At 67.5% G+C, this 22,114-nt stretch carries 24 protein-coding genes and 1 tRNA gene; 15 read left to right on the forward strand and 10 right to left on the reverse strand.

Annotated features, from left to right (window positions below; genetic code table 11):
• The first annotated feature begins 68 nt into the window (after positions 1-68).
• Positions 69-602 carry an exonuclease domain-containing protein gene (locus tag ACFWW9_RS17305; RefSeq protein WP_390378055.1) on the forward strand — a complete coding sequence of 178 codons (534 nt, stop codon included), beginning with the start codon at positions 69-71 and terminating at the stop codon, positions 600-602.
• 13 nt (positions 603-615) lie between these two features.
• Positions 616-1,194, forward strand: a complete 579-nt coding sequence (locus tag ACFWW9_RS17310; RefSeq protein ID WP_390378058.1) for a TetR/AcrR family transcriptional regulator — start codon at positions 616-618, stop codon at positions 1,192-1,194.
• Between the two features lie 22 nt (positions 1,195-1,216).
• On the opposite strand, the gene ACFWW9_RS17315 is transcribed toward ACFWW9_RS17310, so the two are convergent.
• Both ACFWW9_RS17315 and fabG read right to left on the reverse strand, forming a co-directional pair.
• Positions 1,217-1,669: a MaoC family dehydratase gene (locus tag ACFWW9_RS17315; protein ID WP_390378061.1), complete on the reverse strand. Its 453-nt coding sequence runs from the start codon at positions 1,667-1,669 to the stop codon at positions 1,217-1,219.
• A gap of 11 nt (positions 1,670-1,680) precedes the next feature.
• Positions 1,681-2,445: a 3-oxoacyl-ACP reductase FabG gene (gene fabG / locus ACFWW9_RS17320; RefSeq protein WP_390378064.1), complete on the reverse strand. Its 765-nt coding sequence runs from the start codon at positions 2,443-2,445 to the stop codon at positions 1,681-1,683.
• Between the two features lie 139 nt (positions 2,446-2,584).
• Between fabG and ACFWW9_RS17325 the strand changes: the two genes are divergently transcribed.
• Complete coding sequence (locus tag ACFWW9_RS17325; protein ID WP_390378067.1) at positions 2,585-3,388, forward strand: SDR family NAD(P)-dependent oxidoreductase; 804 nt, start codon at positions 2,585-2,587, stop codon at positions 3,386-3,388.
• A 5-nt stretch (positions 3,389-3,393) separates the two neighbouring features.
• Entirely contained in the window at positions 3,394-4,353 is a 960-nt protein-coding gene (locus ACFWW9_RS17330) for a zinc-binding alcohol dehydrogenase family protein (protein ID WP_390378070.1), read from the forward strand.
• Between the two features lie 54 nt (positions 4,354-4,407).
• On the opposite strand, the gene ACFWW9_RS17335 is transcribed toward ACFWW9_RS17330, so the two are convergent.
• The 5 genes from ACFWW9_RS17335 to ACFWW9_RS17355 all read right to left on the reverse strand — a co-directional run bounded on the left by ACFWW9_RS17335 (position 4,408) and on the right by ACFWW9_RS17355 (position 8,866).
• The gene (locus tag ACFWW9_RS17335) at positions 4,408-4,845 is read right to left on the reverse strand and encodes a DUF6319 family protein (RefSeq protein WP_390378073.1); all 438 of its coding nucleotides are present in this window, start codon (positions 4,843-4,845) and stop codon (positions 4,408-4,410) included.
• Between the two features lie 829 nt (positions 4,846-5,674).
• Entirely contained in the window at positions 5,675-5,884 is a 210-nt protein-coding gene (locus ACFWW9_RS17340) for a hypothetical protein (RefSeq protein WP_390378076.1), read from the reverse strand.
• Positions 5,885-5,911: 27 nt separating this feature from the next.
• Positions 5,912-7,084 carry a S8 family serine peptidase gene (locus ACFWW9_RS17345; protein WP_390378078.1) on the reverse strand — a complete coding sequence of 391 codons (1,173 nt, stop codon included), beginning with the start codon at positions 7,082-7,084 and terminating at the stop codon, positions 5,912-5,914.
• Between the two features lie 105 nt (positions 7,085-7,189).
• Complete coding sequence (locus ACFWW9_RS17350; protein WP_390378081.1) at positions 7,190-8,377, reverse strand: cation:proton antiporter; 1,188 nt, start codon at positions 8,375-8,377, stop codon at positions 7,190-7,192.
• Positions 8,378-8,383: 6 nt separating this feature from the next.
• Positions 8,384-8,866: a cation:proton antiporter regulatory subunit gene (locus tag ACFWW9_RS17355; RefSeq protein WP_390378084.1), complete on the reverse strand. Its 483-nt coding sequence runs from the start codon at positions 8,864-8,866 to the stop codon at positions 8,384-8,386.
• Between the two features lie 58 nt (positions 8,867-8,924).
• Between ACFWW9_RS17355 and ACFWW9_RS17360 the strand changes: the two genes are divergently transcribed.
• The 10 genes from ACFWW9_RS17360 to ACFWW9_RS17405 all read left to right on the forward strand — a co-directional run bounded on the left by ACFWW9_RS17360 (position 8,925) and on the right by ACFWW9_RS17405 (position 17,397).
• On the forward strand, positions 8,925-10,085 hold the full coding sequence (locus ACFWW9_RS17360) for a DUF1015 family protein (protein WP_390378087.1): 1,161 nt from the start codon (positions 8,925-8,927) through the stop codon (positions 10,083-10,085).
• A 10-nt stretch (positions 10,086-10,095) separates the two neighbouring features.
• Positions 10,096-10,461 (forward strand): chorismate mutase, encoded by a 366-nt coding sequence (gene aroH / locus ACFWW9_RS17365; protein ID WP_390378090.1) that lies wholly within the window; start codon positions 10,096-10,098, stop codon positions 10,459-10,461.
• A gap of 86 nt (positions 10,462-10,547) precedes the next feature.
• The gene (locus ACFWW9_RS17370; protein WP_390378093.1) at positions 10,548-11,219 is read left to right on the forward strand and encodes an SDR family NAD(P)-dependent oxidoreductase; all 672 of its coding nucleotides are present in this window, start codon (positions 10,548-10,550) and stop codon (positions 11,217-11,219) included.
• A gap of 101 nt (positions 11,220-11,320) precedes the next feature.
• Positions 11,321-12,031: a (d)CMP kinase gene (gene cmk / locus ACFWW9_RS17375; protein WP_390378096.1), complete on the forward strand. Its 711-nt coding sequence runs from the start codon at positions 11,321-11,323 to the stop codon at positions 12,029-12,031.
• Positions 12,028-12,687 (forward strand): lysophospholipid acyltransferase family protein, encoded by a 660-nt coding sequence (locus tag ACFWW9_RS17380; RefSeq protein ID WP_390378099.1) that lies wholly within the window; start codon positions 12,028-12,030, stop codon positions 12,685-12,687. Before cmk ends, ACFWW9_RS17380 begins: the two co-directional genes overlap by 4 nt.
• Positions 12,684-14,132 carry a ribosome biogenesis GTPase Der gene (gene der / locus ACFWW9_RS17385; RefSeq protein ID WP_390378102.1) on the forward strand — a complete coding sequence of 483 codons (1,449 nt, stop codon included), beginning with the start codon at positions 12,684-12,686 and terminating at the stop codon, positions 14,130-14,132. Before ACFWW9_RS17380 ends, der begins: the two co-directional genes overlap by 4 nt.
• 45 nt (positions 14,133-14,177) lie before the next feature.
• Positions 14,178-14,822 carry a response regulator gene (locus ACFWW9_RS17390; RefSeq protein WP_390378104.1) on the forward strand — a complete coding sequence of 215 codons (645 nt, stop codon included), beginning with the start codon at positions 14,178-14,180 and terminating at the stop codon, positions 14,820-14,822.
• The gene (locus ACFWW9_RS17395) at positions 14,819-15,958 is read left to right on the forward strand and encodes a sensor histidine kinase (protein WP_390378107.1); all 1,140 of its coding nucleotides are present in this window, start codon (positions 14,819-14,821) and stop codon (positions 15,956-15,958) included. Before ACFWW9_RS17390 ends, ACFWW9_RS17395 begins: the two co-directional genes overlap by 4 nt.
• A gap of 181 nt (positions 15,959-16,139) precedes the next feature.
• Positions 16,140-16,213: transfer RNA gene (locus ACFWW9_RS17400), tRNA-Pro, on the forward strand.
• Between the two features lie 248 nt (positions 16,214-16,461).
• The gene (locus ACFWW9_RS17405; RefSeq protein WP_390378110.1) at positions 16,462-17,397 is read left to right on the forward strand and encodes a hypothetical protein; all 936 of its coding nucleotides are present in this window, start codon (positions 16,462-16,464) and stop codon (positions 17,395-17,397) included.
• A gap of 24 nt (positions 17,398-17,421) precedes the next feature.
• Here ACFWW9_RS17405 and ACFWW9_RS17410 read toward each other — a convergent pair whose 3' ends face one another.
• The 3 genes from ACFWW9_RS17410 to ACFWW9_RS17420 all read right to left on the reverse strand — a co-directional run bounded on the left by ACFWW9_RS17410 (position 17,422) and on the right by ACFWW9_RS17420 (position 19,374).
• Positions 17,422-17,667, reverse strand: coding sequence for a tyrosine-type recombinase/integrase (locus ACFWW9_RS17410; protein WP_390378231.1), 246 nt, complete (start codon positions 17,665-17,667; stop codon positions 17,422-17,424).
• A 568-nt stretch (positions 17,668-18,235) separates the two neighbouring features.
• Positions 18,236-18,730, reverse strand: coding sequence for a hypothetical protein (locus ACFWW9_RS17415; RefSeq protein ID WP_390378113.1), 495 nt, complete (start codon positions 18,728-18,730; stop codon positions 18,236-18,238).
• Between the two features lie 8 nt (positions 18,731-18,738).
• Positions 18,739-19,374: a hypothetical protein gene (locus ACFWW9_RS17420; protein WP_390378115.1), complete on the reverse strand. Its 636-nt coding sequence runs from the start codon at positions 19,372-19,374 to the stop codon at positions 18,739-18,741.
• A 1,467-nt stretch (positions 19,375-20,841) separates the two neighbouring features.
• Here ACFWW9_RS17420 and ACFWW9_RS17425 point away from each other — a divergent pair.
• Positions 20,842-21,789 (forward strand): hypothetical protein, encoded by a 948-nt coding sequence (locus ACFWW9_RS17425; RefSeq protein ID WP_390378118.1) that lies wholly within the window; start codon positions 20,842-20,844, stop codon positions 21,787-21,789.
• Positions 21,790-22,114: the final 325 nt, after the last annotated feature.

The raw sequence follows: 22,114 nt of genomic DNA on the forward strand, positions 1-22,114 counted from the left end.
GCCACTGGAAACCCCGCGTCCGGCGAAAGTCGGGCGCGGGGTTTCCGCATTCCTGCGACGATCTCCCGGTGAAACTGGATCGAGTGCTGGTGGTGGACGTCGAAGCCACCTGTTGGGCGGGGGAGCCGCCCGCGGGTCAGGTGTCGGAGATCATCGAGATCGGCGTGTGCGAACTGGACGTGGAGTCCGGGGAACGGGTCGGCAAGCACAGCGTGCTGGTGCGCCCCGAACGGTCGACGGTCAGCGAGTTCTGCACGTCGTTGACGACGCTGACCGCCGAGCAGGTCGCGGGCGGCGTCACCTACGCGGAGGCGTGCCGGTTGCTGCGCAAGGACTTCGGGTCCCGCGACCGGGTGTGGGCGAGCTACGGCGACTACGACCGCAAGCAGTTCGAACGGCAGGGCTCGTACCCGTTCGGGCCGCGGCACGTGAACGTGAAGACGCTGTTCGCGTTGACCAGGAGGCTGCCGCGCGAGGTCGGGTTGGACGCCGCGCTGAAGATCGCCGGCCTGCCGCTGGAGGGCACCCACCACCGCGGTGACGACGACGCGTGGAACATCGCCGCGCTGTTCTCGGGAATGCTGTTCCCGACCACCGGGTAGGTAGGCTTGGGCGGTGACCAACGGCACTGTCCCGGAACGGCTGATCGGCGCCGCCACCGAGTTGTTCGCGGCCAAGGGTTTCGACCGGGTGGCCGTGCAGGAGATCGTGGACCGCGCCGGTGTCACCAAGGGGGCGATGTACCACTACTTCGGGTCCAAGGACGACCTGCTGCACGAGATCTACGGCAGCGTCCTGCGGATGCAGACCGAACGGCTGGAGAAGATCGCCTCCGGCGACGGGCCGGTGGCCGAACGGCTGCACGCGGCCGCGGCGGACGTGATCGTGACGTCGATCGAGAACTTCAACCAGGCGAAGGTGTACTTCCGGTCGGCCGACCACCTCGCGGAGGACAAGCGCCTGGAGGTGCGGGCCGAACGCCGCCGCTACCACGAGCGCTTCCGCGCGCTGGTCGAAGAAGGCCAGAGCAGCGGGGTCTTCCGCGCGGACGTGCCCGCCGACGTGGCCGTGCACCACTACTTCGGCGCGGTGCACCACCTCGGCACCTGGTACCACGTGGACGGTCCGCTGTCGGCCGAGGACATCGCCCGGCACTACGCGGACCTGCTCATGGGGTCGTTGCGGGTGGCGTGACGAGGCCACGCCACCCACCCCGCTACGCCACGAACAGCACCACGGTCTCGGCAACGCAGCCGGGCTTCGGGTTGCCGTCGATCTCCACGGTCACCTTCACCACGGCCTGCTTGCCCGGCGGGAAGTCGACGACGTCGACGATCTCCGCACCGGCCCGCACCCGCGACCCGACGACCACCGGGCTGGGGAAGCGGACCTTGTTCAGCCCGTAGTTCACCCCCATCTTCAAGCCCTCGATGGTGTAGATGTCCTTCACCAGCAACGGGATCAGCGACAGCGTCAGGTACCCGTGCGCCACCGGTGCGCCGAACGGGCCCGCCTTGGCCTTCTCCAGGTCGATGTGGATCCACTGGTGGTCGCCGGTCGCGTCGGCGAACAGGTTGATCTCGTCCTGGGTGATCTCGTGCCAGTCGCCGTGCCCCAGGTGCTCGCCCTTGGCGGCGGCGTACTCGTCCAGCGAAGCGAAAACGCGCATCGGTGTGCCCCTCAGTCCTTCGGTCCGCCTGCGACGTAGATGACCTGACCCGACACGAACCCGGCCCCGTCGCTGACGAGGAACGAGACCGTGTGGGCGATGTCGTCCGGCGTGCCGACGCGGGCGACCGGGATCGCCGCGGCGGCGGCCTTCTTGAAGTCCTCGAAGTCCACCTTCATCCGCGCGGCGGTGGCGGCCGTCATCTCCGTGGCGATGAAGCCCGGCGCGATGGCGTTGACCGTGACGCCGAACTTGCCCAGCTCGATCGCGAGGGTCTTGGTGAAGCCCTGGAGACCGGCCTTCGCGGTGGCGTAGTTGGCCTGGCCGCGGTTGCCCAGCGCGGAGGTGCTGGAGAGGTTCACGATGCGGCCCCAGCCCTGCTCGGTCTGGAACTTCTGCACCGCGCGGCTCATCAGGAACGCGCCGCGGAGGTGGACGTTCATGACCGCGTCCCAGTCGCCGTCGGTCATCTTGAACAGCAGGTTGTCGCGGAGGATGCCCGCGTTGTTGACCAGGACGGTCGGCGCGCCGAGCTCGTCGGCCACCTTCTGCACGACCGCGGCGACCTGGTCCGAGTCGCTGACGTCCACGGCCGCGGCCAACGCGCGCCCGCCCGAGGCGTTGATCTTCTCGGCGGCGTCGGCGCAGCTCTGCACGTCGAGGTCGAGGAGCGCGACGGCGAAGCCGTCCTGGGCCAGTCGCCACGCGGTCGCGGCGCCGATGCCGCGCGCCGCGCCCGTGACGATCGCTACCCGCGAAGCGGTTTCTGCAGCCACTGGTTCCTCCTTGAACGTGAGCTAAGCAAGCGCTTAGAAAGTACTCCGCGCGGACTGGCCCGCGCCAGCCTGACGGCCTAGCATGACCACCAGGACCATACCGACTGGTCGGAATGTACGTCACGAGGAGGCAGTGCCGGTGGAGGACCGCAGGTTCGATGGCAAGGTCGCGCTGATCACCGGTGCGGCGAACGGGATCGGCGCGGGCGCGGCGAGGCGCCTCGCCGGGCTGGGCGCGCGAGTGGTCGTCGCCGACATCGACGGCGACCGGGGCAAGGTGATCGCCGACGAGGTCGACGGCCTGTTCACGCACTGCGACGTGCGCGACCCCGAGCACAGCAAGGCCGCCGTGGCGCTCGCGGTCGAGCGCTACGGCTCGCTGGACCTCATCGCGCTGAACGCGGGCATCTCCACCGGGTTCGGCCTCGGCGACGACTTCGACCCCGAGCGCTACCGCAGCGTCATGGGCATCAACCTCGACGGCGTCGTCTACGGCGTGCACGCCGCCCTGCCGGCGCTGCGCGAGAGCCGCGGCCAGATCATCGCCACGGCCAGCATGGCGGGCATCACGCCGACCCCGCTCGACCCGATCTACGGCGCCAACAAGACGGCCGTCGTCGGTCTCGTCCGCTCGCTCGCGCCCTCGCTGGTGCGCGACCACGTGCGCGTCAACGCGCTGTGCCCGTCGTTCGCGGACACCGCCATCATCACGCCGTTCCGCGCGCAGCTGGACGCCACGAACCTGCCGATCCTCGAGGTCTCCGACGTCGTCGACGCCTTCATGGCGATCGCGCAGTCCGACGGCACCGGCGACTGCTGGTTCGTCGTCCCCGGCCGCGAGTCGCAGCCGTTCACCTTCCGCAACGCCCCCGGTCCGCGCACCGCGACCGGTGACCGTCTGCCCGTCGACCCCGGCGCTTTCGCGACCGGTCAGGAGGCCTGAAACCCGTGCGCGCCATCCAGATCACCGAGTTCGGCGGACCCGAGGTCCTCACCGAGGTCGACCTGCCCGACCCTGTCGCGGGCCCCGGCGAGGTCCTGATCGACGTCCGCCGCGCGGGCCTCAACTACGCCGACACCCACCAGGCCGAGAACTCCTACCTGTCGAAGACGGTGCTGCCGATCGTGCCCGGCGGCGAGATCGCGGGCACCACGGCGGACGGCCGCCGCGTCGTCGCGCTGACCAAGGGCGGCGGCGGGTACGCGCAGAAGGCCGTCGCGCCCGCCGCGACCACGTTCGACGTGCCGGAGGGCGTGGACGACCTGACCGCGCTCAGCATGGTCGTCCAGGGCGCGACCGCGTGGCTGCTGCTGCGCCGCAGCGCCCACCTCCTGGAGGGCGAGAGCGTCGTCGTGCACGCCGCCGCCGGTGGCGTCGGCACGATCGCCGTGCAGCTGGCGAAGCTGTGGGGCGCGGGCCGCGTGATCGCGACCGCCAGCACCGACGACAAGCGCAAGCTCGCGCTCGACCTCGGCGCCGACGTCGCCATCTCCTCGACCGAGGAGAACATGACGGAAGCCTTGCAGGAGGCCAACAACGGCCGCCGCGTCGACATCGTCCTGGACATGGCGGGCGGCACGGTGACCGACCAGAGCATCGCCGCGCTGGCCCCGTTCGGCAGGCTCGCGTTCTACGGCATGGCCAGCCGCGAGAAGCCCGCCCCCGTCGACCCGGTCAAGCTGCTCGCGCGCTCCACGGCCGTCATCGGCATGTGGCTGCCGCACGCGTTCCGCCTGCCCGGCGGCGTCGTGCACCGCGCCATGGACGAGCTGTTCGGCCTGGTGCTGGACGGCAAGCTCCGCGCCATCCCCGGCGGTGAGTACGCCATGTCCGAGGTCCGCCGGGCCCACGAGGACCTGCGCGCCCGCCGCACCAGCGGCAAACTCCTGCTGGACCCCAACAGGTAACGCGAAGGGCCCCCACCGTCGTGCTCGGTGGGGGCCCTTCGTCGTCGTCCTACGTCAGTCGCTCAGCTCGGCCAACGCCTGCTTCACCTTGGCCAGCTCGGCTTCGAGCTCTTCCATGCGGGTGCGGTGCTGGTCGCGCGCCGCTTCGAGCACGGTCTCGATGCCGCTGAAGATGTCCTCGTGCAGCTCCTTCGCGGCCTTGGACACCGCGATGGCCGGGATGGTGAGGCCCTGCACGACACGCTGGGTGCCGTGCAGCAGGTCGGCCTGCCAGTCGCCGTCCATGGTCCCGGTCACCGTGAGCGTCAGCTCGACGGTCCGGGTCTTCTTGGCCGTGCTCTTGGCCCGCTTGACCGGCTTGGCGGGCGCCTCGTCCACAGCGGGCTCGGCGGTCGCGTCAGCAGCCACCTTCGCAGCGGCCTCGTCCACCGGCTTCGCCGCGGGCACCGACTCCACAACGGCCTCGGGGGCCGCCGGAATCTTGGCTTCCACCGCGTCTACCTGGTCACTCTGCTCCGTGAGCGTGTTAGACACGTTCTGGTTTCCTCTCTGGCAATACCGGCTCGACCCGGCCACAGCATAGAACACTTGTTCGATCCGGGAACCCCAGGCTCGGACGAACGTCCCGGCCAACCGCGGTCGTGCGACCCATCTTCCCACCCACGAACGAGCCACCAACAAGGACCACACACCAGAGCCCGAGCGGCCAAGGTGGTAATTGATCATCAACAGGCCAAGGCCAAGGCCGAAGACAGACCCAGGGCTGATCGGCAACCACAAGCGGTCCCTGGGCAAAGCGGTGGCCCACCACCAGAGAGCCAGGGACGGTGGTGACCGGGCTGGAACTCAAGCCCGCATGCCGACCCCGCTGGAACCGACGGTCGCAGGCCACGGAACGTGGCCGATTTTACTTGGGGATTTTGGCCTTAAAATTGGAGATCGGGCAGGGCTTTGGGGCACTGCCTTTTGGCCCGATCAAGGTCAAAATGAGGGGACCCAAGTAAAATCGGCCACAGCACGCTGGAAGTCGAAGCCGCCGGGCGACCCACACCAATCCGCCGGCCACCAACCGGCCATCTCCGAACCGGCGGCCGCCGACGGACCACATCGGAACCCGCAGCCACCGACCAGACCACGCCGGAACCCCCAGCCGACCCCCCGGCTCCAGGCGAACCACAGCGGCCCAGGGGTCCCCCGCAAGTGAGAACCCCCCGACGCACACGCTACGACAGGGGTACGACATTTCCGGCCACCGACAACTCCCAGGCCTGAAAACCCCACCACAGCCCGGAAACCCACCCGGAACCCCAGCCGAAAACCCTCACAACCCCACAGCCCGCTGCCTCTCCACCTCCTCAACCCCCGGCACCGCCTTCAACCGACCCATCGCCGACTCCGCGACACCCCCGGTCACCATCCCCAGGGCTTCCATCACGTCGTCCACGACCATCCCGGCCGCCTTCAACCCGGCGACGACGGCGTCCACCCGCCCCAGGCTCGAATCGGCGATCGACACCACGACCTTGACCACCGACCGACCTCCGGGGGGTGCGGGCACTCAGGGAGCTTGCACCAATCCTGCACCGACATCCGTGGATGGCAAGGGCAACCGTCGAGCCGTCTGCGCCAACCGCGCCCACAGCTCGAACCCCCGCGCCCCGTACTTCTCCGCCATCAACGCCGCCACTCCCGCCACGTGCGGCGTGGCCATGCTCGTCCCCTGCAACCTCTTCGTCCCCGGCGCGGCGTTCCACGACGAGTACACGTCCACCCCAGGCGCCACGACGTCCACGGCCCCGATCGTGTCCACGGTCCCGCACGAGAAGAACGCGATGGCCCGCCCGACGTCCACCGCCCCGACAGCCATGATCGACGGGCAGTTCGCCGGGTGCCCGGTCGGCGCCACCGTCCCAGGCCGACGGCTGTCGTTCCCCGACGCGGCGACGATCAACGTCCCCTTCGCCAACGCCCGCGCCGCCGCCTGCTCGAAGATCGTCGAGTACGGCGTGCCCGGCCGAACGGTCGCCCCCAGCGACATCGACACCACCGCGCACCCGTTCGCGATGGCCCACTCGATGCCCGCGAGGATCCCGCCGTCCGATCCGGACCCGGCGTTGCTCAACACCTTCCCCGCGTAGATCTCCGCCTCGTACGCCACGCCGTACCCCGGCCCGGACGCGGGCCGCCGAGGCCCGCACGACGTCCCGATGCAGTGCGTGCCGTGCCCGTGCGCGTCGTCCACCGTCTCGCCGGTGATGAACGAGCTCGTCGTCACGGTCCGGCCGACGAAGTCCGCGTGCGCCACGGTGAACCCGGTGTCCAGCACCGCGACCCGGATGCCCCGCCCGGTGGCGGTGCTCAGGTTCGCGCCGATGGCCTGGAGGCCCCAGGTGAACACCGACTCGTCCACGGCGGCCACGTCGGAGTCGGTCGACGTGGACGTGATCGCGTGCACCACCCGCTCGGCTTCCACGGCGAGCACCGGGCCGGGCTCGTCGACCGCGCGGTTCAGGCCCGGCACCTGGTCGGGGCTCGCGTCCACGACCGCGATGCCGAGTTCGTGGAAGATCACCCCGTCCGAGCCCGCGATCTGCTCGGCGACGGTGTCCGCGGTGGTCGCGACCTGGATGCCTGCTACCCGGTCCAGTTCGCGCACACCCGCGGCGGTGGCGTTGTTCTCCAGGAGCACCAGGTAACGACCAGTGGTCTCGGCGCTCGTCGGCTGTGACATGACGACCCCCTTCGGGGACGGTGGCGGCGGTTCTGACTCCTGCCCATTAGTGAGCCGCGCCACACCCCTCAGATACCGGGGTTCACCCGAACGTCGCAGAGCCGTTCAGGCGGTTGCCGTCTCCCGCACGCCGCGGCGCTTGCGCACCAGGCCCACCACCGGTTCCACGATGCGCGCCGTCACCGGGCCGAGCACGGCCATCAGCAGCACGTACGCCGTCGCCAGCGCGGCCAGCTTCTCGTCCACCGCGCCGGACGCCACGGTCAGCCCGGCGATCACGATGGAGAACTCCCCGCGTGCCACCAAAGCCGCTCCGGCACGGGCCCGGCCCATCTTCGCGATGCCCTGCCGCTTCGCCGCCCACCAGCCGGTCGCGACCTTCGTCAGCGTCGTCACCACGGCCAGCGCGACCGCGACGCCGAGCACCGGCGGGATCGACGCCGGGTTGGTGTTCAACCCGAACACCACGAAGAACATCGCGGCGAACAGGTCGCGCAGCGGTTCGAGCATCCGGGTCGCGTTCTCCGCCGTCGAGCCGGAGATCGCGATGCCGAGCAGGAACGCGCCCACGGCGGCGGACACCTGGAGCTGCGAGGCGATGCCCGCCACCAGCAGCGCCGACCCGAGCACCTTGAGCAGGAACACCTCGGCGTCCGGCGAGTCCACGATCGCGGACACGTACTTCCCGTACTTCAACGCGATCACCAGCACGACCGTGATCGCGGCCAGCGAGATGCCCACCGCGCTCAACCCGCCGAGGAAGCTCACGCCCGCCAGCACGGCGGTCAGGATCGGCAGGTACACGGCCATCGCCAGGTCCTCGAACACCAGCACCGACAGCACGACCGGCGTCTCCCGGTTGCCGAGCCGCCCGAGGTCGCCGAGGACCTTCGCGATGATGCCGGAGGAGGAGATGTAGGTGACGCCCGCCATCGCGAGCGCGCCGACCGGGCCCCAGCCCAGCAGCAGCCCCGCGACCGCGCCCGGCGTCGCGTTCAGCACGATGTCGAGCACCCCGGCCATCCACGACTTCTTCAAGCCGGTGACCAGTTCGCTCGCCGAGTACTCCAGGCCGAGCAGCAGCAGGAGGAGCACGACGCCGATCTCGCTGGCGATGTGCGTGAACTCCTCGATGCCGTCCAGCGGGATCAGCCCGCCGTGGCCGAAGGCCAGTCCGCCGATCAGGTAGAGCGGGATGGGGGAGATGCCGATCTTCCAGGCGACCCGGCCGAGCAGGCCCAAGCCGAAGAAGACCGCCCCGAGTTGGATCAGTGCGATCGCTGTCGTGTGCACGGGTGCTCAGCCACCACCCAGGATCTCGGCGGACTGCGAGAGGCCGTCCGACGTGCCGACGACCACGACCAGGTCGCCGCCGGTGAACACGAAGTCCGGGCGGGGCGAGGGGTGCACGGTGCCCGCGCGCACGACGGCGACGATCGACGCGCCGGTGCGGGTGCGGAGCTGGGTGTCGCCGAGTTCCCTGCCGTCGTACTGCGAGCCGGGGACGATCGGGAACTGCTTCGTGTCGATCCCGGTGACCTCGCTGTGCTGGTTCGCCAGGTGCGCCACCAGCTGCGGCGCGCCGAGCAGACCGGCCAGCGTCCCCGCTTCCTGCGGGGTCAGCGGTATGGACGCCGAGCACGCGTCGGGGTCGTCGGTCTTCGAGATGATGAACTCGAACTTGCCGTCGCGGTAGGTGATCACCCCGATCCGGCGGCCTGCTCGGATCATGAAGTCTTGACGGGTGCCGATTCCCGGTAGCGGCGTGACCTCGACGTTCACAGTCTAAAGCCTACTTTACGTCCCATGACGGGACCGGCCGCCGCAGTACCGTGCCCGGATGACGGGATGGCTTCAGCCGGTGCGGCGTGGATGGGTCGTGCGGGACCGGGTACCGGGTCCGGACGTGGACGAGTTCGCCGAGCCGGACCGGGTGGTCCGCGCACTGGCCGCCCCCGGCGGCGGTCGCGGGACACTGCTGGCCGTGCAGCACCCCCACCGCACGCCCGCCGCGCTCGCCGCCGGGACGGGCCTGCTGGAGTCGCTGCCCGCGGCCCGCGCGGCGCTCGCCGAGCTGCTGCGCCAGTCGTACCGGCAGGTCGACGACGTGGTCGCGCCGTACTGGGTGGACGGTCCGGACGGGACCGCGTGCGGCCTGCTCTGCATGGTCGACCCGGCCGCGGTCGACGCGGACGGGATCAGCCGGGTGCGGCACAGCGAGCAGGTGTACCCGGACGTCGTCGCCGAACGCGCCCGCGTGCTGGCCGGGCTCGGGGTCGCCACCAGCGCCGCGATGCTCGTGCCGGTCGCCGAGCGCGACGAGCTGACCGGGCTGCTGCACGCCGAGTTCGTCCACGAGCCCGCGGTGTCGTTGGTCGACTCGGGCGGGCGGCGGCACCGGCTGTGGCTGGTCGGCCCTGGCGAGGCCCAGGACACGCTGCTGGAGGCCGCCGGGGCGCACCAGCTGCTGGTCGCCGACGGCAACCACCGGGTCGCCGCCGCGGCCGCCGCCGGGCTCAGCGGCCTGCTCGCGCTGGTCACGGCCGGGCCCGCGCTGCGGATCGGCCCGATCCACCGCGCGCTCGTGGACACCGGCCTGACCGCCGACGACCTGGCCTCGGCGTGGCGCGCGGTCGGCCTGCGCGTCGACGACCTGCCCGCCGTCGTGCCGCCGGAGCCGGGCGTGGTCGTCGTGGTGTGCCCGGACCGGGTGCTCCGCGTCGAGCTGCCGACCCCCGGCATCGACCACGCGGCCGTGGAATCCGTGCTGCTGGCGAAGGCGCTCCGCCTGGACCCCGAGTGCGCGCAGGTGCGGCCGGTGACCGACGAGCGGTGGCGGTCCGTCGCCGCCGACGCGGTGCTGCTGGTCGCGCCCGTCCCGCTCGCCGACGTGCTGGCCGTGCACGCGGCGGGGGAGAGGATGCCGCGCAAGAGCACCTACTTCACGCCGAAACCCCGCAGCGGCCTGTTGCTCGCGGATCTCGGGAGCGGTGACCGTTAGAGTCGGCCGAATGGCGGTACGAGCGATTCGCGGTGCGACCCAGATCGACGCGGACGACCGGGAGCAGGTGCTGGAGGCGACAGCCGAACTGGTCCGGGAGGTGTTGACGCGCAACGGCCTCACCAGCGACGAGGTGATCAGCGTGATCCTCACGGCGACCCCGGACCTGGTGTCGGAGTTCCCGGCGTACGCGGCGCGGCAGGCCGGTCTGGACGACGTGCCGCTGCTGTCCGCGACCGAGATGGCGGTGCCCGGCGCGATGCCGAGGGTGATCCGGCTGATGGCGCACGTGGACACCGACCTGACCCGGTCCGAGGTCAAGCACGTCTACCTGAGGGGCGCCGCGGCCCTGCGGACCGACCTGAAGCAGCGGTGACGCCCCCGCGTTGAACCGGTGACGGCTCGTGACCGTTCGGATGAGTACGGTGGAAAACGGCCGATCACGGGGAGCGGGGTTCGTTCGTGCGCAAGGCGATCGTCACGGGGGGAGCGAGCCGCCTCGGCGGCGCGATCACGTCGGCCCTGGTCAAGGACGGCTACGAGGTCGTGGCGACCTACCGGTCGGGCCGTGAGCGGGTCGAGGCGCTGGGCGTGCGCGCCGAGCGGTTCGACTTGGCCGACCCGGACTCGGCCGAGGCGCTGCTGGAGCGCACCGGGTCGGTGGACGTGCTGGTGCACAACGCTTTCGCGTGGTCCCAGGACCCGCGCGCCCTGGTGCGCGCCAACGTCGAGGGCATGCTGGACCTGGTCGGCACGTTCCTGCCCGGCATGACCGAGGCGGGCTGGGGCCGGGTGGTGCTGCTGTCCAGCGCCGTCGTCCGCGCGGGGATCCCAGGGCTGGGCGCGTACGCCGCCGCCAAGGGCGCGGTGCACGCCGCCGCGCGCAGCCTCTCGTGGAACGGCGGCCCCGCGGGCGTGACGGTGAACGTGGTCGTGCCCGGCCTGATCGCCAGCGAGCGCACCGAGGCGGCCGTCGACGACTTCGCCGACCACGTCGCCGACGTGGAGTCGCGGACCCCGCTCGGCAGGCTCGCCACGGCCGACGAGGTCGCCGCCGCCGTGCTGTTCTTCTGCTCCGAGCAGGCCTCCGGCGTGACCGGTCAGGAGCTGTTCGTCGACGGCGGCAAGGACTAACCACGCCTGCTGCGCGCGTGACGCTCCGCACCAGGCACAATGGGGGGCTGTGGGCGTGGGGACCTCGCCGCCCGCGTCATCGACATCAGGAGGAAGTCGCGGTGGGACAAGGTGAGCTGCGTGGCGTGGTGGCCCTCGACGGGCCTTCCGGCACCGGCAAGTCCTCCGTGGCGCGCCGACTGGCGGCCATCCTGGGCGCCCGGTACCTCGACACCGGCGCGATGTACCGCGCCGTGACCCTGGCGGTGCTGCGCGCCGGGGTCGACCCGCTCGACACCGAACGGGTGATTTCCATCGCTCGGTCGTCGCGGCTGGAGCTGGGCACCGACCCGGCCCGCGCGACCACGACGCTGGACGGCCAGGACGTCGGCGCGGAGATCCGCGGCGCGGACGTGACCCTCGCGGTGTCGCCCGTGTCGGCCGTGCGCGAGGTCCGCGAACTCCTCGTCGCCGAGCAGCGGCGGATCATCGCCGAGGCCGACGGCATCGTCGTCGAGGGCCGCGACATCGGCACCGTCGTCGCGCCGGACGCCGAGCTGAAGGTCTACCTGACGGCGTCCGCCGAAGCGCGCGCACAGCGCCGCACCAGGCAGGACACGGCCGCGGGCCGGACCGCCACCGTCGACGCGGTGCTCGCCGACGTGCAGCGCCGCGACACCTACGACTCGACGCGCGCGGTGTCCCCGCTGCGGCCCGCCGACGACTCCGTCGAGGTCGACACGACGTCGCTGGACCTCGCGGGCACCGTCGCCGCCCTGCTCGACCTGGTCGACCAGCGCGGCCTCCGGGTGGCGGATCGGGTGACCAGGTGACCGCTCAACTCCCCGACGGGGCGTCGGCGGGCTGGACGGACTTCGGCCGGTGGATCGCGCGGTACCCTTACGCGCTGCCGTTCCGCGTGCGGGTGCACGGCCGGGAGCACGTACCGTTGACCGGTGCGGTCGTGGTCGTGGCCAACCACAGCTCCATGGCGGACGGGCCGCTGCTCTTCGGAGCGCTGCCGCGCCGGGTGGTGTTCCTGATCAAGCAGGAGATGTTCGCGGGACCGCTGGGCTGGTTCCTGCGCAAGATCGGTCAGCTGTCGGTGCGCCGCGGCGTGCCCGACCGGGCGCCGCTGCTCGCGGCGTTGAGGGTGCTCCGCGCCGGTGGCGTGGTCGGCGTCTTCCCCGAGGGCACGCGCGGCAGCGGCGACGTGGCCGACGCGCAGCACGGGGCCGCCTGGCTGGCCAGGTCCTCGGACGCGGTCGTGCTGCCGGTGGCCTGCCGGGGCACGCTGCGCCCGGAAGGCGCCCGGCGCCGTTTCCTGCCCGTGGTCGACGTGCTGGTCGGCGAGCCGTTCGAGGTGCCCCCTGGGAAGGGCAGACAGGCCCTCGACGTTGCCACCGAGCAGGTGCGCGACCGCCTGGCCACCCTGGTGGCCGAACTGGACGATTTTCGCGACAGAAGTGTGAGTGGAGAAGCAAAGTGACGGACTTGGACGGCACGTGGACGGACGAGTCCGACTGGTCGGGCTTCGACGGCGACGGCTTCGAGGACGGCGAGGAGGCGGCGGTCCCGCAGCCGACGCTGGCCGTGGTCGGCCGCCCGAACGTGGGCAAGTCGACCCTGGTGAACCGCATCATCGGCCGTCGTGAGGCGGTCGTGCAGGACGTGCCCGGCGTGACCCGCGACCGCATCGCCTACGACGCGCTGTGGAACGGCCGCAAGTTCACCGTGGTCGACACCGGCGGCTGGGAGCCCGACGCGACCGGCCTCCAGGCCGCCGTCGCCGCGCAGGCCGAGCTGGCGATGGAGGCCGCGGACGTCATCCTGCTGGTCGTGGACGCGACCGTCGGCTACACGGCCACCGAGGAGGCCGTGGCGAAGATCCTGCGCCGCTCGAAGCGCCCGGTGCTGCTGGTCGCGAACAAGGTCGACGACGAGCGGCTGATGGCCGAGACGGCGTCGCTGTGGTCGCTGGGCCTCGGCGAGCCGTGGCCGGTCTCCGGTCTGCACGGCCGCGGCTCGGGCGACCTGCTCGACGAGATCCTGAAGGCGCTGCCGGAGTCCCCGCGCGACGACTTCAACCCCGTCGCGGGCCCCCGCCGCGTGGCGCTGGTCGGCAAGCCGAACGTCGGCAAGTCCAGCCTGCTCAACCGCCTGACCGGCGAGAACCGCTCGGTCGTCGACGCGGTCGCGGGCACGACCGTCGACCCGGTCGACTCGATGGTCGAGTTGGACGACGAGGTGTGGCGCTTCGTCGACACGGCAGGCCTGCGCAAGCGCGTGAACTTCGCCAGCGGCGCCGAGTACTACGCGTCGCTGCGCACCAAGGCGGCGATCGACTCTGCCGAGGTCGCGATCGTGCTGCTGGACGCGAGCGAGCCGATCAGCGAGCAGGACCTGCGCGTGCTGACCATGGCCGTCGAGTCCGGCAAGGGCATCGTGCTCGCGATGAACAAGTGGGACCTCGTGGACGAGGACCGCCGCAAGGAGATGGTCCGCGAACTCGAACGCGGCCTCGTGCGCGTGCCGTGGGCGGAGACGGTCAACATCTCCGCGCTGACCGGCCGCGCCGTCCGCAAGCTGGCCCCGGCGCTGCGCACCGCGCTGGCGTCGTGGGACACCCGCGTGCCGACGGGCAGGCTGAACACGTGGCTGACGGCGCTGATCGCCGCCACGCCGCCGCCGGTCCGCAGCGGCAAGCAGCCGAAGGTCCTGTTCGCGACCCAGGCCTCGACCAGGCCGCCGACGTTCGTGCTGTTCACCTCCGGCTTCCTGGAGGCGGGCTACCGCAGGTTCATCGAGCGCAAGCTCCGCGAGGAGTTCGGCTTCGTCGGCAGCCCCGTCCGCATCTCGGTGCGCGTCCGCGAGAAGCGCGGCTTCAGCGGCAAGCCGGGTGCCAAGGGCGGCGGCAAGGGCGGCAAGAAGTAGCAGACCAGGTTGCTCCAGGAGGCCGAATGAGGTCTCCTGGGCGACGTGGCCGTGCGAGTGGTGCTGGCGGACGACGAGCCCCTGCTCCGGCGGGGGCTCGCGGTCCTGCTGGAGACCGACGACCGCATCCGGGTCGTCGCCGAGGCGCCGGACGGCGCCGAACTGCTCGACGTGGTGTCCCGAGTTCACCCGGACGTGGTCCTCGTGGACGTGCAGATGCCGGGCGTGGACGGCCTTGAGGCCCTGCGCCGCCTGCACGAACTGGCAGACCCGCCCGTCGTGGCCATCCTGACCACGTTCGATCTCGACGACTACGTCGCCACCGCCCTGGACCTCGGCGCCCAGGGCTTCCTGCTGAAGGACGCCGAACCCGACGCCCTGGTCCGCGCGGTCCTCGACCTGGCCGCGGGCGGCGCCGTCCTAGACCCGCGCATCACCGCCCGCCTCCTACCCCGCCTGAGGGGCACGGGCCTGCGCGAGAACCACCAGCTGGCAGGCCTCACGGGCCGAGAACGCCAGGTGCTGTCCCTCGTCGCGGCAGGCAGACCCAACGCCGCCATCGCCCGCGACCTGGGCCTCACCGAGGCCACCGTGAAGAGCTACGTCTCCACCCTGTTCACCAAGCTGGGCGTGGAGAACCGCGTCCAAGCCGCCTTGGTGGCCCAGCGAGCGAACGGCGACGCCTGGTGATCCTCTCCCGCAGATTCGCCCTGGAACTGCTCGCCGTAGGCGTCCCGGCGGGCTTGGTCCTCATGGCGGGCACGTACCCGTTCCCCTGGTCCGTCCCCACTGCCCTGCTGGCCTGCCTAGCCCTCCCACTGCGCCTCCGCTGGCCGTGGCTGACGGTCCTGCTCTGCGTCCCCGCCCTCTGCGGCGGCCTGGGCTGGCCCCCAGCGGTGGTCGCCCTCTACCGCGCCGGCCGCCGCACCAAGTCCCAACCGGTCATCCTCGCCTGCGTCACAGCGGCCACCCTGATCCCGGCCACGTTCGTCATCGCCCACGAGGGCCTGTCCGTGAACCGGACCGTCCTCACCCTCGCGTACACGTTCTTCCTGTCCGCGGCCCCAGCCGCCATCGGCGCCCTCATCACCGCCAGACACGACCTCACAAAGAGCCTCGCGGAAACCGACAGGGCCCGCGAAGCCGAGTGGGAGGCAAGAGAAGCCACCGCCCGCTCAGCGGAACGCGCCAGGATCGCCAGGGAAATCCACGACGCGGTAGGCCACCACGCCACCCTCATAGCCGTCGAGTCAGCCGCCTTGGCGGCCACCACCACCGAACAACACACCAAGGACACCGCACTACGCGTACGCGCCCTGGCCAAGGAAACCCTTGCCGAGATGCGCGCCGCCCTAGGCCTCCTCAACGCCCCCAGAGAACCAGCGGAGGGCTACGACCACCTCCCCCTCCTGGTCGACCGGGCAAGAGCCGCAGGCCTCCCCGTCACCTACGACAACCACACCAGAACGCCACCTTCCCCAGCCGCAGGCCGCGCCCTCTACCGCGTAGTCCAAGAAGCCTTGACCAACGTCACCAAACACGCCCCAGGCACCCCAGTCCACATCACCCTGACCAGGAGAAACAGCACCATCAGGGCCACCATCACCAATGCACCCCCCACCACAGTCCCCCCACCCCCAGACCACGAGGGCACCGGCCTGCACGGCCTCTCCGAACGCGTGACTCTCCTGGGCGGCACCCTCACCACCACCCGCCATCCAGACGGCGGCTTCACCGTGGAGGCCTCCCTACCCACCGGTAGGACGAAAGTTGACCAAAAAGACTCGACTTATGGCGGTAGTGAACGAAACACCGCCAACGCATAGTTGGCGAGGTCGGTCGAGCTGTCGGGGGATCGACCGGGACCGAGGGGAGCAGAGGCCCGCACCACGCGGGCCTCTGCTATATCCGCAGGTAAACCCCATGATCACCAAAACCAACCCCCCACGTCAGCAGTCCGATGTGGATGCGCTAAGCTTTCAGCACACGCCTCACGGGGTGTGTGGCCGGGACGTGGCGCAGCTTGGTAGCGCACTTGACTGGGGGTCAAGGGGTCGCAGGTTCGAATCCTGTCGTCCCGACGGTCTGAATCAGCCCTGCTGAACAGGTATCTTGCCTGCTCGGCAGGGCTTTTTCGTGTCTTCGATGGATCATGGCTTGATCTAGACAGCCCGTGGTTGGGGACCATCTGGGGACCTGCGTGATTGCCTGAGTGACAACGTTGGGCCACTGGCTGATGTCAGATGTTGGCGCAGTGGGTGTTTCGAGATGCATCGTCTCTGTGTGTCGGGTACCTCCTGCGACGGACACGGCAAACTAGGCTCAGGCAGTGGACAGGGAACTGGCTAGGCGGTTGCGGTGGTTCGATGACGGCGCGCCTCGGTTGCGGCTAGTACTAGACAAGCTCCAACTGAGCGACAGGCTTCCTGCTGATCGCGATTACTACGCCTGTCCTTGCTGTCTAGTGGCGTTTCCACGCGAGGCGGTTGCTGCTCGCGTCCTCACCGACGAGCATGTGCCAGCAGACGGTGTTGGTGGCCGTCGACTACTGCTAACGTGCGACACCTGTAACAATAGTTCGGGTACTAGCTTTGATTCCCATGCGGTGCGAAGGTCTCATGTTGACGACTTTGTGCTTGGGGTTGCAAATGGGCGTACTCATAAAGTGACTTCTTATATTGACGGTATTCCGTTGCGAGGCACGATTGAGCGCACCAAGGGTGGAGGTCTTCAAATATTCGGGATTCCCAAGCAAAATGATAAAAAAGTAATGGAAGCTTACTTCAAAAAACTGCATAGTTACGCACAGGATGACCATCCTAAACCTGATCATTCTTTTGTTGTGCATTCTCGCTATGATGAGAGACGTGCTCGTATTTCGTGGATTCGATCTGCGTACCTGGCGGCATTTGCAGGTTTGGGGTGGAAATATATTTTTCGCCCGGTCATGAAGCCTGTGAGAGATCAACTTAAACAACCGAATGATGAGATACTTCCAACCTATATGGCGCGGGATATTAATGCCTTGTCATCAGGTAGGAGGATCATGATAGTTAGCCATCCGCCCGAACTTCGGTCTGTCGCCATAACGATGGGTCAATATACGGTCTTTCTGCCCGCCCCGTTTGACTCCACGACGTTTGAGGTTCTGAACAAGGAAATCTGTCGTAGGCGAGACGGTGGCGACGCACTAAACGTGAATATTCGCGGTAAAACAGTGCCATGGCCAAAGTTTCCGACTTACTTTTTAGACCCACCATACTAGCTTGAAGCCCGTTGGGCAGAGGGACTAGACGGCTCGGAGTTGAGAACCGCTCAGAGTACGGTCAGTGTTCAGGTAGGCCGTGAGCGAGTCGCCTGCGTCGTGGATGGTCTGGAGATCCGGGTGCAAGTACCGCTGTGTGGTGGTCAGTGATCCGTGTCCCGCAATCTTGCGGAGAACGTGCAGAGGAACGCCTGCGTCCGCCATCCATGTGAGCCCGGTATGCCGGAGATCGTGCCGCCGGAGGTGTTCGTATCCGAGCTTGGTGACCACCTCATCCCAATGCGTCGCGTCCCGGAGAACCGCCGTCGAGATCAGCCCACCGCGAGCACCGGTGAACAATCAAGGCGGCCCCCTCCGGGGGCCGCTGGCCGTTGGTGCCCGTTCCGACGACGGAGACCGACGCCCCAAGCTCTCTACCCCGCCCAAGGCCACCTCCGGCGGCCGGGCGGGGCAGGCGAGGAAGGGCACCGGTCACCATCGCCGGAGGAGGTACGGCCAGCGGCCCCCGGAGGAAGCCGCGAAAGTTCCACCCAGTTCTAGAACATGCCCTCGCCGGGCAGGCAGGTTTCCGGGATGGTTGGGGATGCTGAATGTTCTATTCCAGCGGGGGCCGGTGCTGCGCCATCCCGTCGACCTCCCGGAGGGCTATCACGTCTGTCGAGGGTCTGCGAACTTGGTACCTCCCCTTGATTTTCAGCGTATGTCGCGGACCCTCGACAGACGTGATAGGGCTAGGCCAGGTCGACGGGATGGCGCAGCCCCTCGATGGGAATTGAGCGCGACGGGGTGCGGGTGCCAGCATTTCTCGCGGGACGCGGCTATGCTTATGGAGTCGAGCTTAAGAAAGCTCTTTGGGTGGCTTTATCGACGCAGAGGGGCGCTTCTCTGCGATGCTCAAGTCAACCGCGATATCGCCGGGGTTGTAGATTCCAAGAATTGGAACATGTGCGTTCACTTTGCGAGCGAGCTCGTGGAGCGCTTCTCGCGCGAATGGATATACTGCAATCATGGCAGCTCTATTTATGAACTCTTGCAAGATTTCATCAGAAATGCTAAGCGGTTCTGTGAAAGAGTAAAAAGCGGCTACGTCAACAACGTACTGAGAGTCGTTGCTCTCAATTTCAAGCCTTGCTCTAAAATTGATGTGATCTGGGCTTTTTTGAATGGAGAAAAGCCACTCCTGAGTTGGCTCTTCTGAAGTGTTCTCACTTTCTTCGGTAGTGGTGAAATCCCCAGGGAAACCAGCATTCAGGCGGGCGGACGTTTCGTAGAACTGAATTGCGTCCAGGGATGCAAAATTTAGCACCTCTAATGCTGAGTCGACACTTTTCATCTGAGGCCTTATCCTACTACTTCAAAATCAGACGCCAGCCAGTTGCGTGGTCCGATTTTACCTTTGGCGTGTGTGGGGATGCGCTCGCTCACTACAAGTGTGTCCTCGGTGGGCTTGCCGGGCCAAGCGTGACCAGCGTAGATCTTGAGGCGTGGTTGTGTGATCTGGATGGGCTGAATGAATTTTCTAATGTTGAGCCAACGGTTTACCTCGGTTATTTCTTCACGGTTCACGAATAGTAGGTCGTCTGCTTCCTTTCCGACCAGGCGAAGCCATTCATTCACTTCGCCCCATAGCCAAATGCCTCCCGCAACATTGCTGTATGACGGAGGGAACGGTTGTTGCTTCTGCCTGTCGCCTCTGATCCATTGGCCGACAGCTTGAGGGGTTGCGTCAATTCGGTCTGCGATATCTCCGCGGGTGACAAAGTCTTCGCGAAATTGCTTGACTACTACATTATAACGACTTTCAAGGCGTGCGACTGCTTGCTTGGCGGCTGTTGCGCCCGACTCGGCTTCGTAGGTAATAGTTAAAAAATGAGACTCTCCGTGTGCGGAGTACAAAGCATCGTATTTGGAGCTAATGTCTTCTATGACATTGTTTTCTATAGGCTCCACGGTAAACGTAAGCTCGTACTGGCCCATGGCTTCCCCTGTCCTAGGTCAGTGTGGTTCCTCACCGTACCACTGCTGTTTCCGATGCGAAACGGTCTTAACTCGATCGTGGCCGGGGACGACCGTCCAGCGCATGTTGATCAGGGCAGTGGCCAGCTTCGCGTTTGATGCGTTTGGCGTGGCTGCCGGGGTTCTGTGGCGTACCGTCCACGCGGACCCAGCCCTCACCGCACGGGCACAGAAGTCGGAAGCCATGTCCAAGATCGTCAATGGTCCAACTTCTGCTGTCGACTAGCTGGATGACAACCCGGTCGACCTCGGTGTCTTTGTGGTACTTGCCCAACCGTGCCCCCTACGAGCCTGAGGCCCGCTTACGCTGTGGATCATGTCTAGGGTGGCAATCGTACGCATGCTCATGGGCGAATCATGTCGCCCACTCGGGTGGACTAACGGGAAAATTTGCTGTCTGTAACCTGATTGGCCCATCGGTTGGACCTATCAGTGCAGGTGAAATGGCCCTGTGGTGTACATGGGCTACCCGGCGAGTACGAAGACAAACTGGTCAGAATTGCCGGTAGCGCTAGACGTGCCAACTTGAAGTTGGCAGATTGTGCGAGCGTCACCTTCACGATCATCAGCTTCGCCGGATGGTGACTCAGTTATCCGCAATAGTGCGGTCAGTAGGTTGACTCGCTGGGTGAAATGTCTGCGATTCACAGGACGGACGCACTCGTCCGAGTCGCTGTCCGGTTACTCAATGAGTTTATAGTAGGTTGAGCAAGTGGCCAAGTTGCCCAAACAGTGTTCGACCATCTGGGGAGATCTCGTTTTGCCGGGTAGGTCGATGCTCATCCGCAGCTGCTGTATGGCAACCCTCTTGGCTGATCGCGACCGCGAGTGAACTGCATGTTCGGCCGGGTCTCGTTGGCGGACTCAGGCACCCCACCATCTACGATGGTGGGGTGCCTGAGTCTGGCGACCACGACTGTGTCAAGGCGGATGCAACCTAGAGTGTTTGACATTGGGTGCCGCAGACACACCACCTGCGGGTTGCTGGCAGCGTTGGGGACCGCTTGGGGACCAAACGGTTGTCCCACGTGCCCACGGCATGCGCGATGATGAACGAGCCGCACCGTGCTGTACCGCGATTGACGTGCGAAAACCCTTTGTCCCTTGATCTGGGGGTCAAGGGGTCGCAGGTTCGAATCTTGTCGTCCCGACGGTCTGAAAATGCCCGCTGATTCTGGAGTAACAGTCCAGAATCAGCGGGCATTTTCGTGACTTTGAAATGATGTTCGCTTGATCATCTATTTCATGATCAACAGGTGGGGCGAATCAGGAGGCGGTGGCTCCTTCGTCTGGGCTGGCGGTGCATGGGTTGCCACGAACGGGTGAACCTGTCGCGCTGTCCCGAACTGCGCTGAGGTGGTGGGATGTGGTTTGAATGGGACTGGATTTGGCGTTGTGGGTATGGGCGGTGGATCTAGGCTGTATCGCATGATCGAGGATGACGCTGGTGGCGGGCGTAGGTTCAAGGTTAGTGCGGAGATTGAGTTGGACGTGATCGACTCGGCGGCGTTGGAGCGAGCGGCGCTGGCGTATGTCGACGAGATGGTGTTCGTGGTGGACGAGGATTCTGAGCAGGCTCAGGAAGAGCTTCGGGATGCTGAACGCGAGGGTGTTGTTGGAGATCCGGCTGCCGCTCTGTCGCTCTTGCTGGATCCGGACGCCGTCGTCTCCGTCGAAGGCGTTGAGGTGGGTGGGGTCAGGTATTCGGTTGGAGAGGTCGGAGCGGATGGTCCTTCGCGGACGACGGTGCCTGACTTCGCCGCGGTGTTCGACGTGTGCAGGTGTGAGCGGTCTTCCTGTGAGCGGTGTACCGGCTTCCAGGTGACTCCCCGCACCGGTGCCGTGTTGTGGAGCATGGCGGGGCTGCTGGCCGATCATGCGTACGACGACGTGATCGAGTACGGCGACGACCCGGTGACGGCCGCGTCCCAGTGGTCGTTGTTCGACGAGTTTCCCCGGATCACGTGGGGGCAGAACGCGATCTGGCGTCGTCAGGCGGCGCGGGCGTTCGATGATCTGGCCGAGGATCTGGTGGCCGGGCGATGGCCGCAGCCGTGTTGTGCCGCGGAGGAGATGGCGCTGCACCTGGTGCTGCGGTATGCGGGCGACGCGGTGGATGACGGCTGGTCGGGTCTGGAGGACGACTTCAAGGCGCTGCCTGAGCACAGTGATGACCTCGACTGGGACATGCTGGGAGAAGTTCTGTTCCAGGACATCGACATTCTCGAGCTGTTCGATCCCAGCCGGGATGGGCTCGAGAACCCGGACGACGAGGAGAACCGGTACCTCGGCATGGGTGACTACACCCCGCCCGCGTGGTTCACGCCGTTCGACAACATGTCGCCGCGTGATCCTCGCAGGCCGTTCCGACGCTGACCGAGCGGAAGGCCTGAAACCGAGTGTCGATCTTGTGGTCGGGGATCCACGCCGAGCTCGGTGTCCCACCGCGCCCGCTGACCTAGGAGATGATCGAGACCGCAGTCGGCATGCGGGTTCGCGAGGCGGTGGACCTGGAGTGGAAGCTCGTCGCGATCCGCGGATGAGAAGTGGGGCCAGACGAGACCGGGACCACGTGCGGGTTGCCACATCGCGATAGCGCGCACACGCGGTGGATGAGAGGGAACGTGCGGATGGAGAACGCTTCGCACGTCGGGTAACGGACGCCGCGTTGGACGAGCGGTTGGAGGATGTCCGCTTGCGC

Source organism: Umezawaea sp. NPDC059074 (genome assembly GCF_042738955.1).
GTDB lineage: Bacteria > Actinomycetota > Actinomycetes > Mycobacteriales > Pseudonocardiaceae > Umezawaea.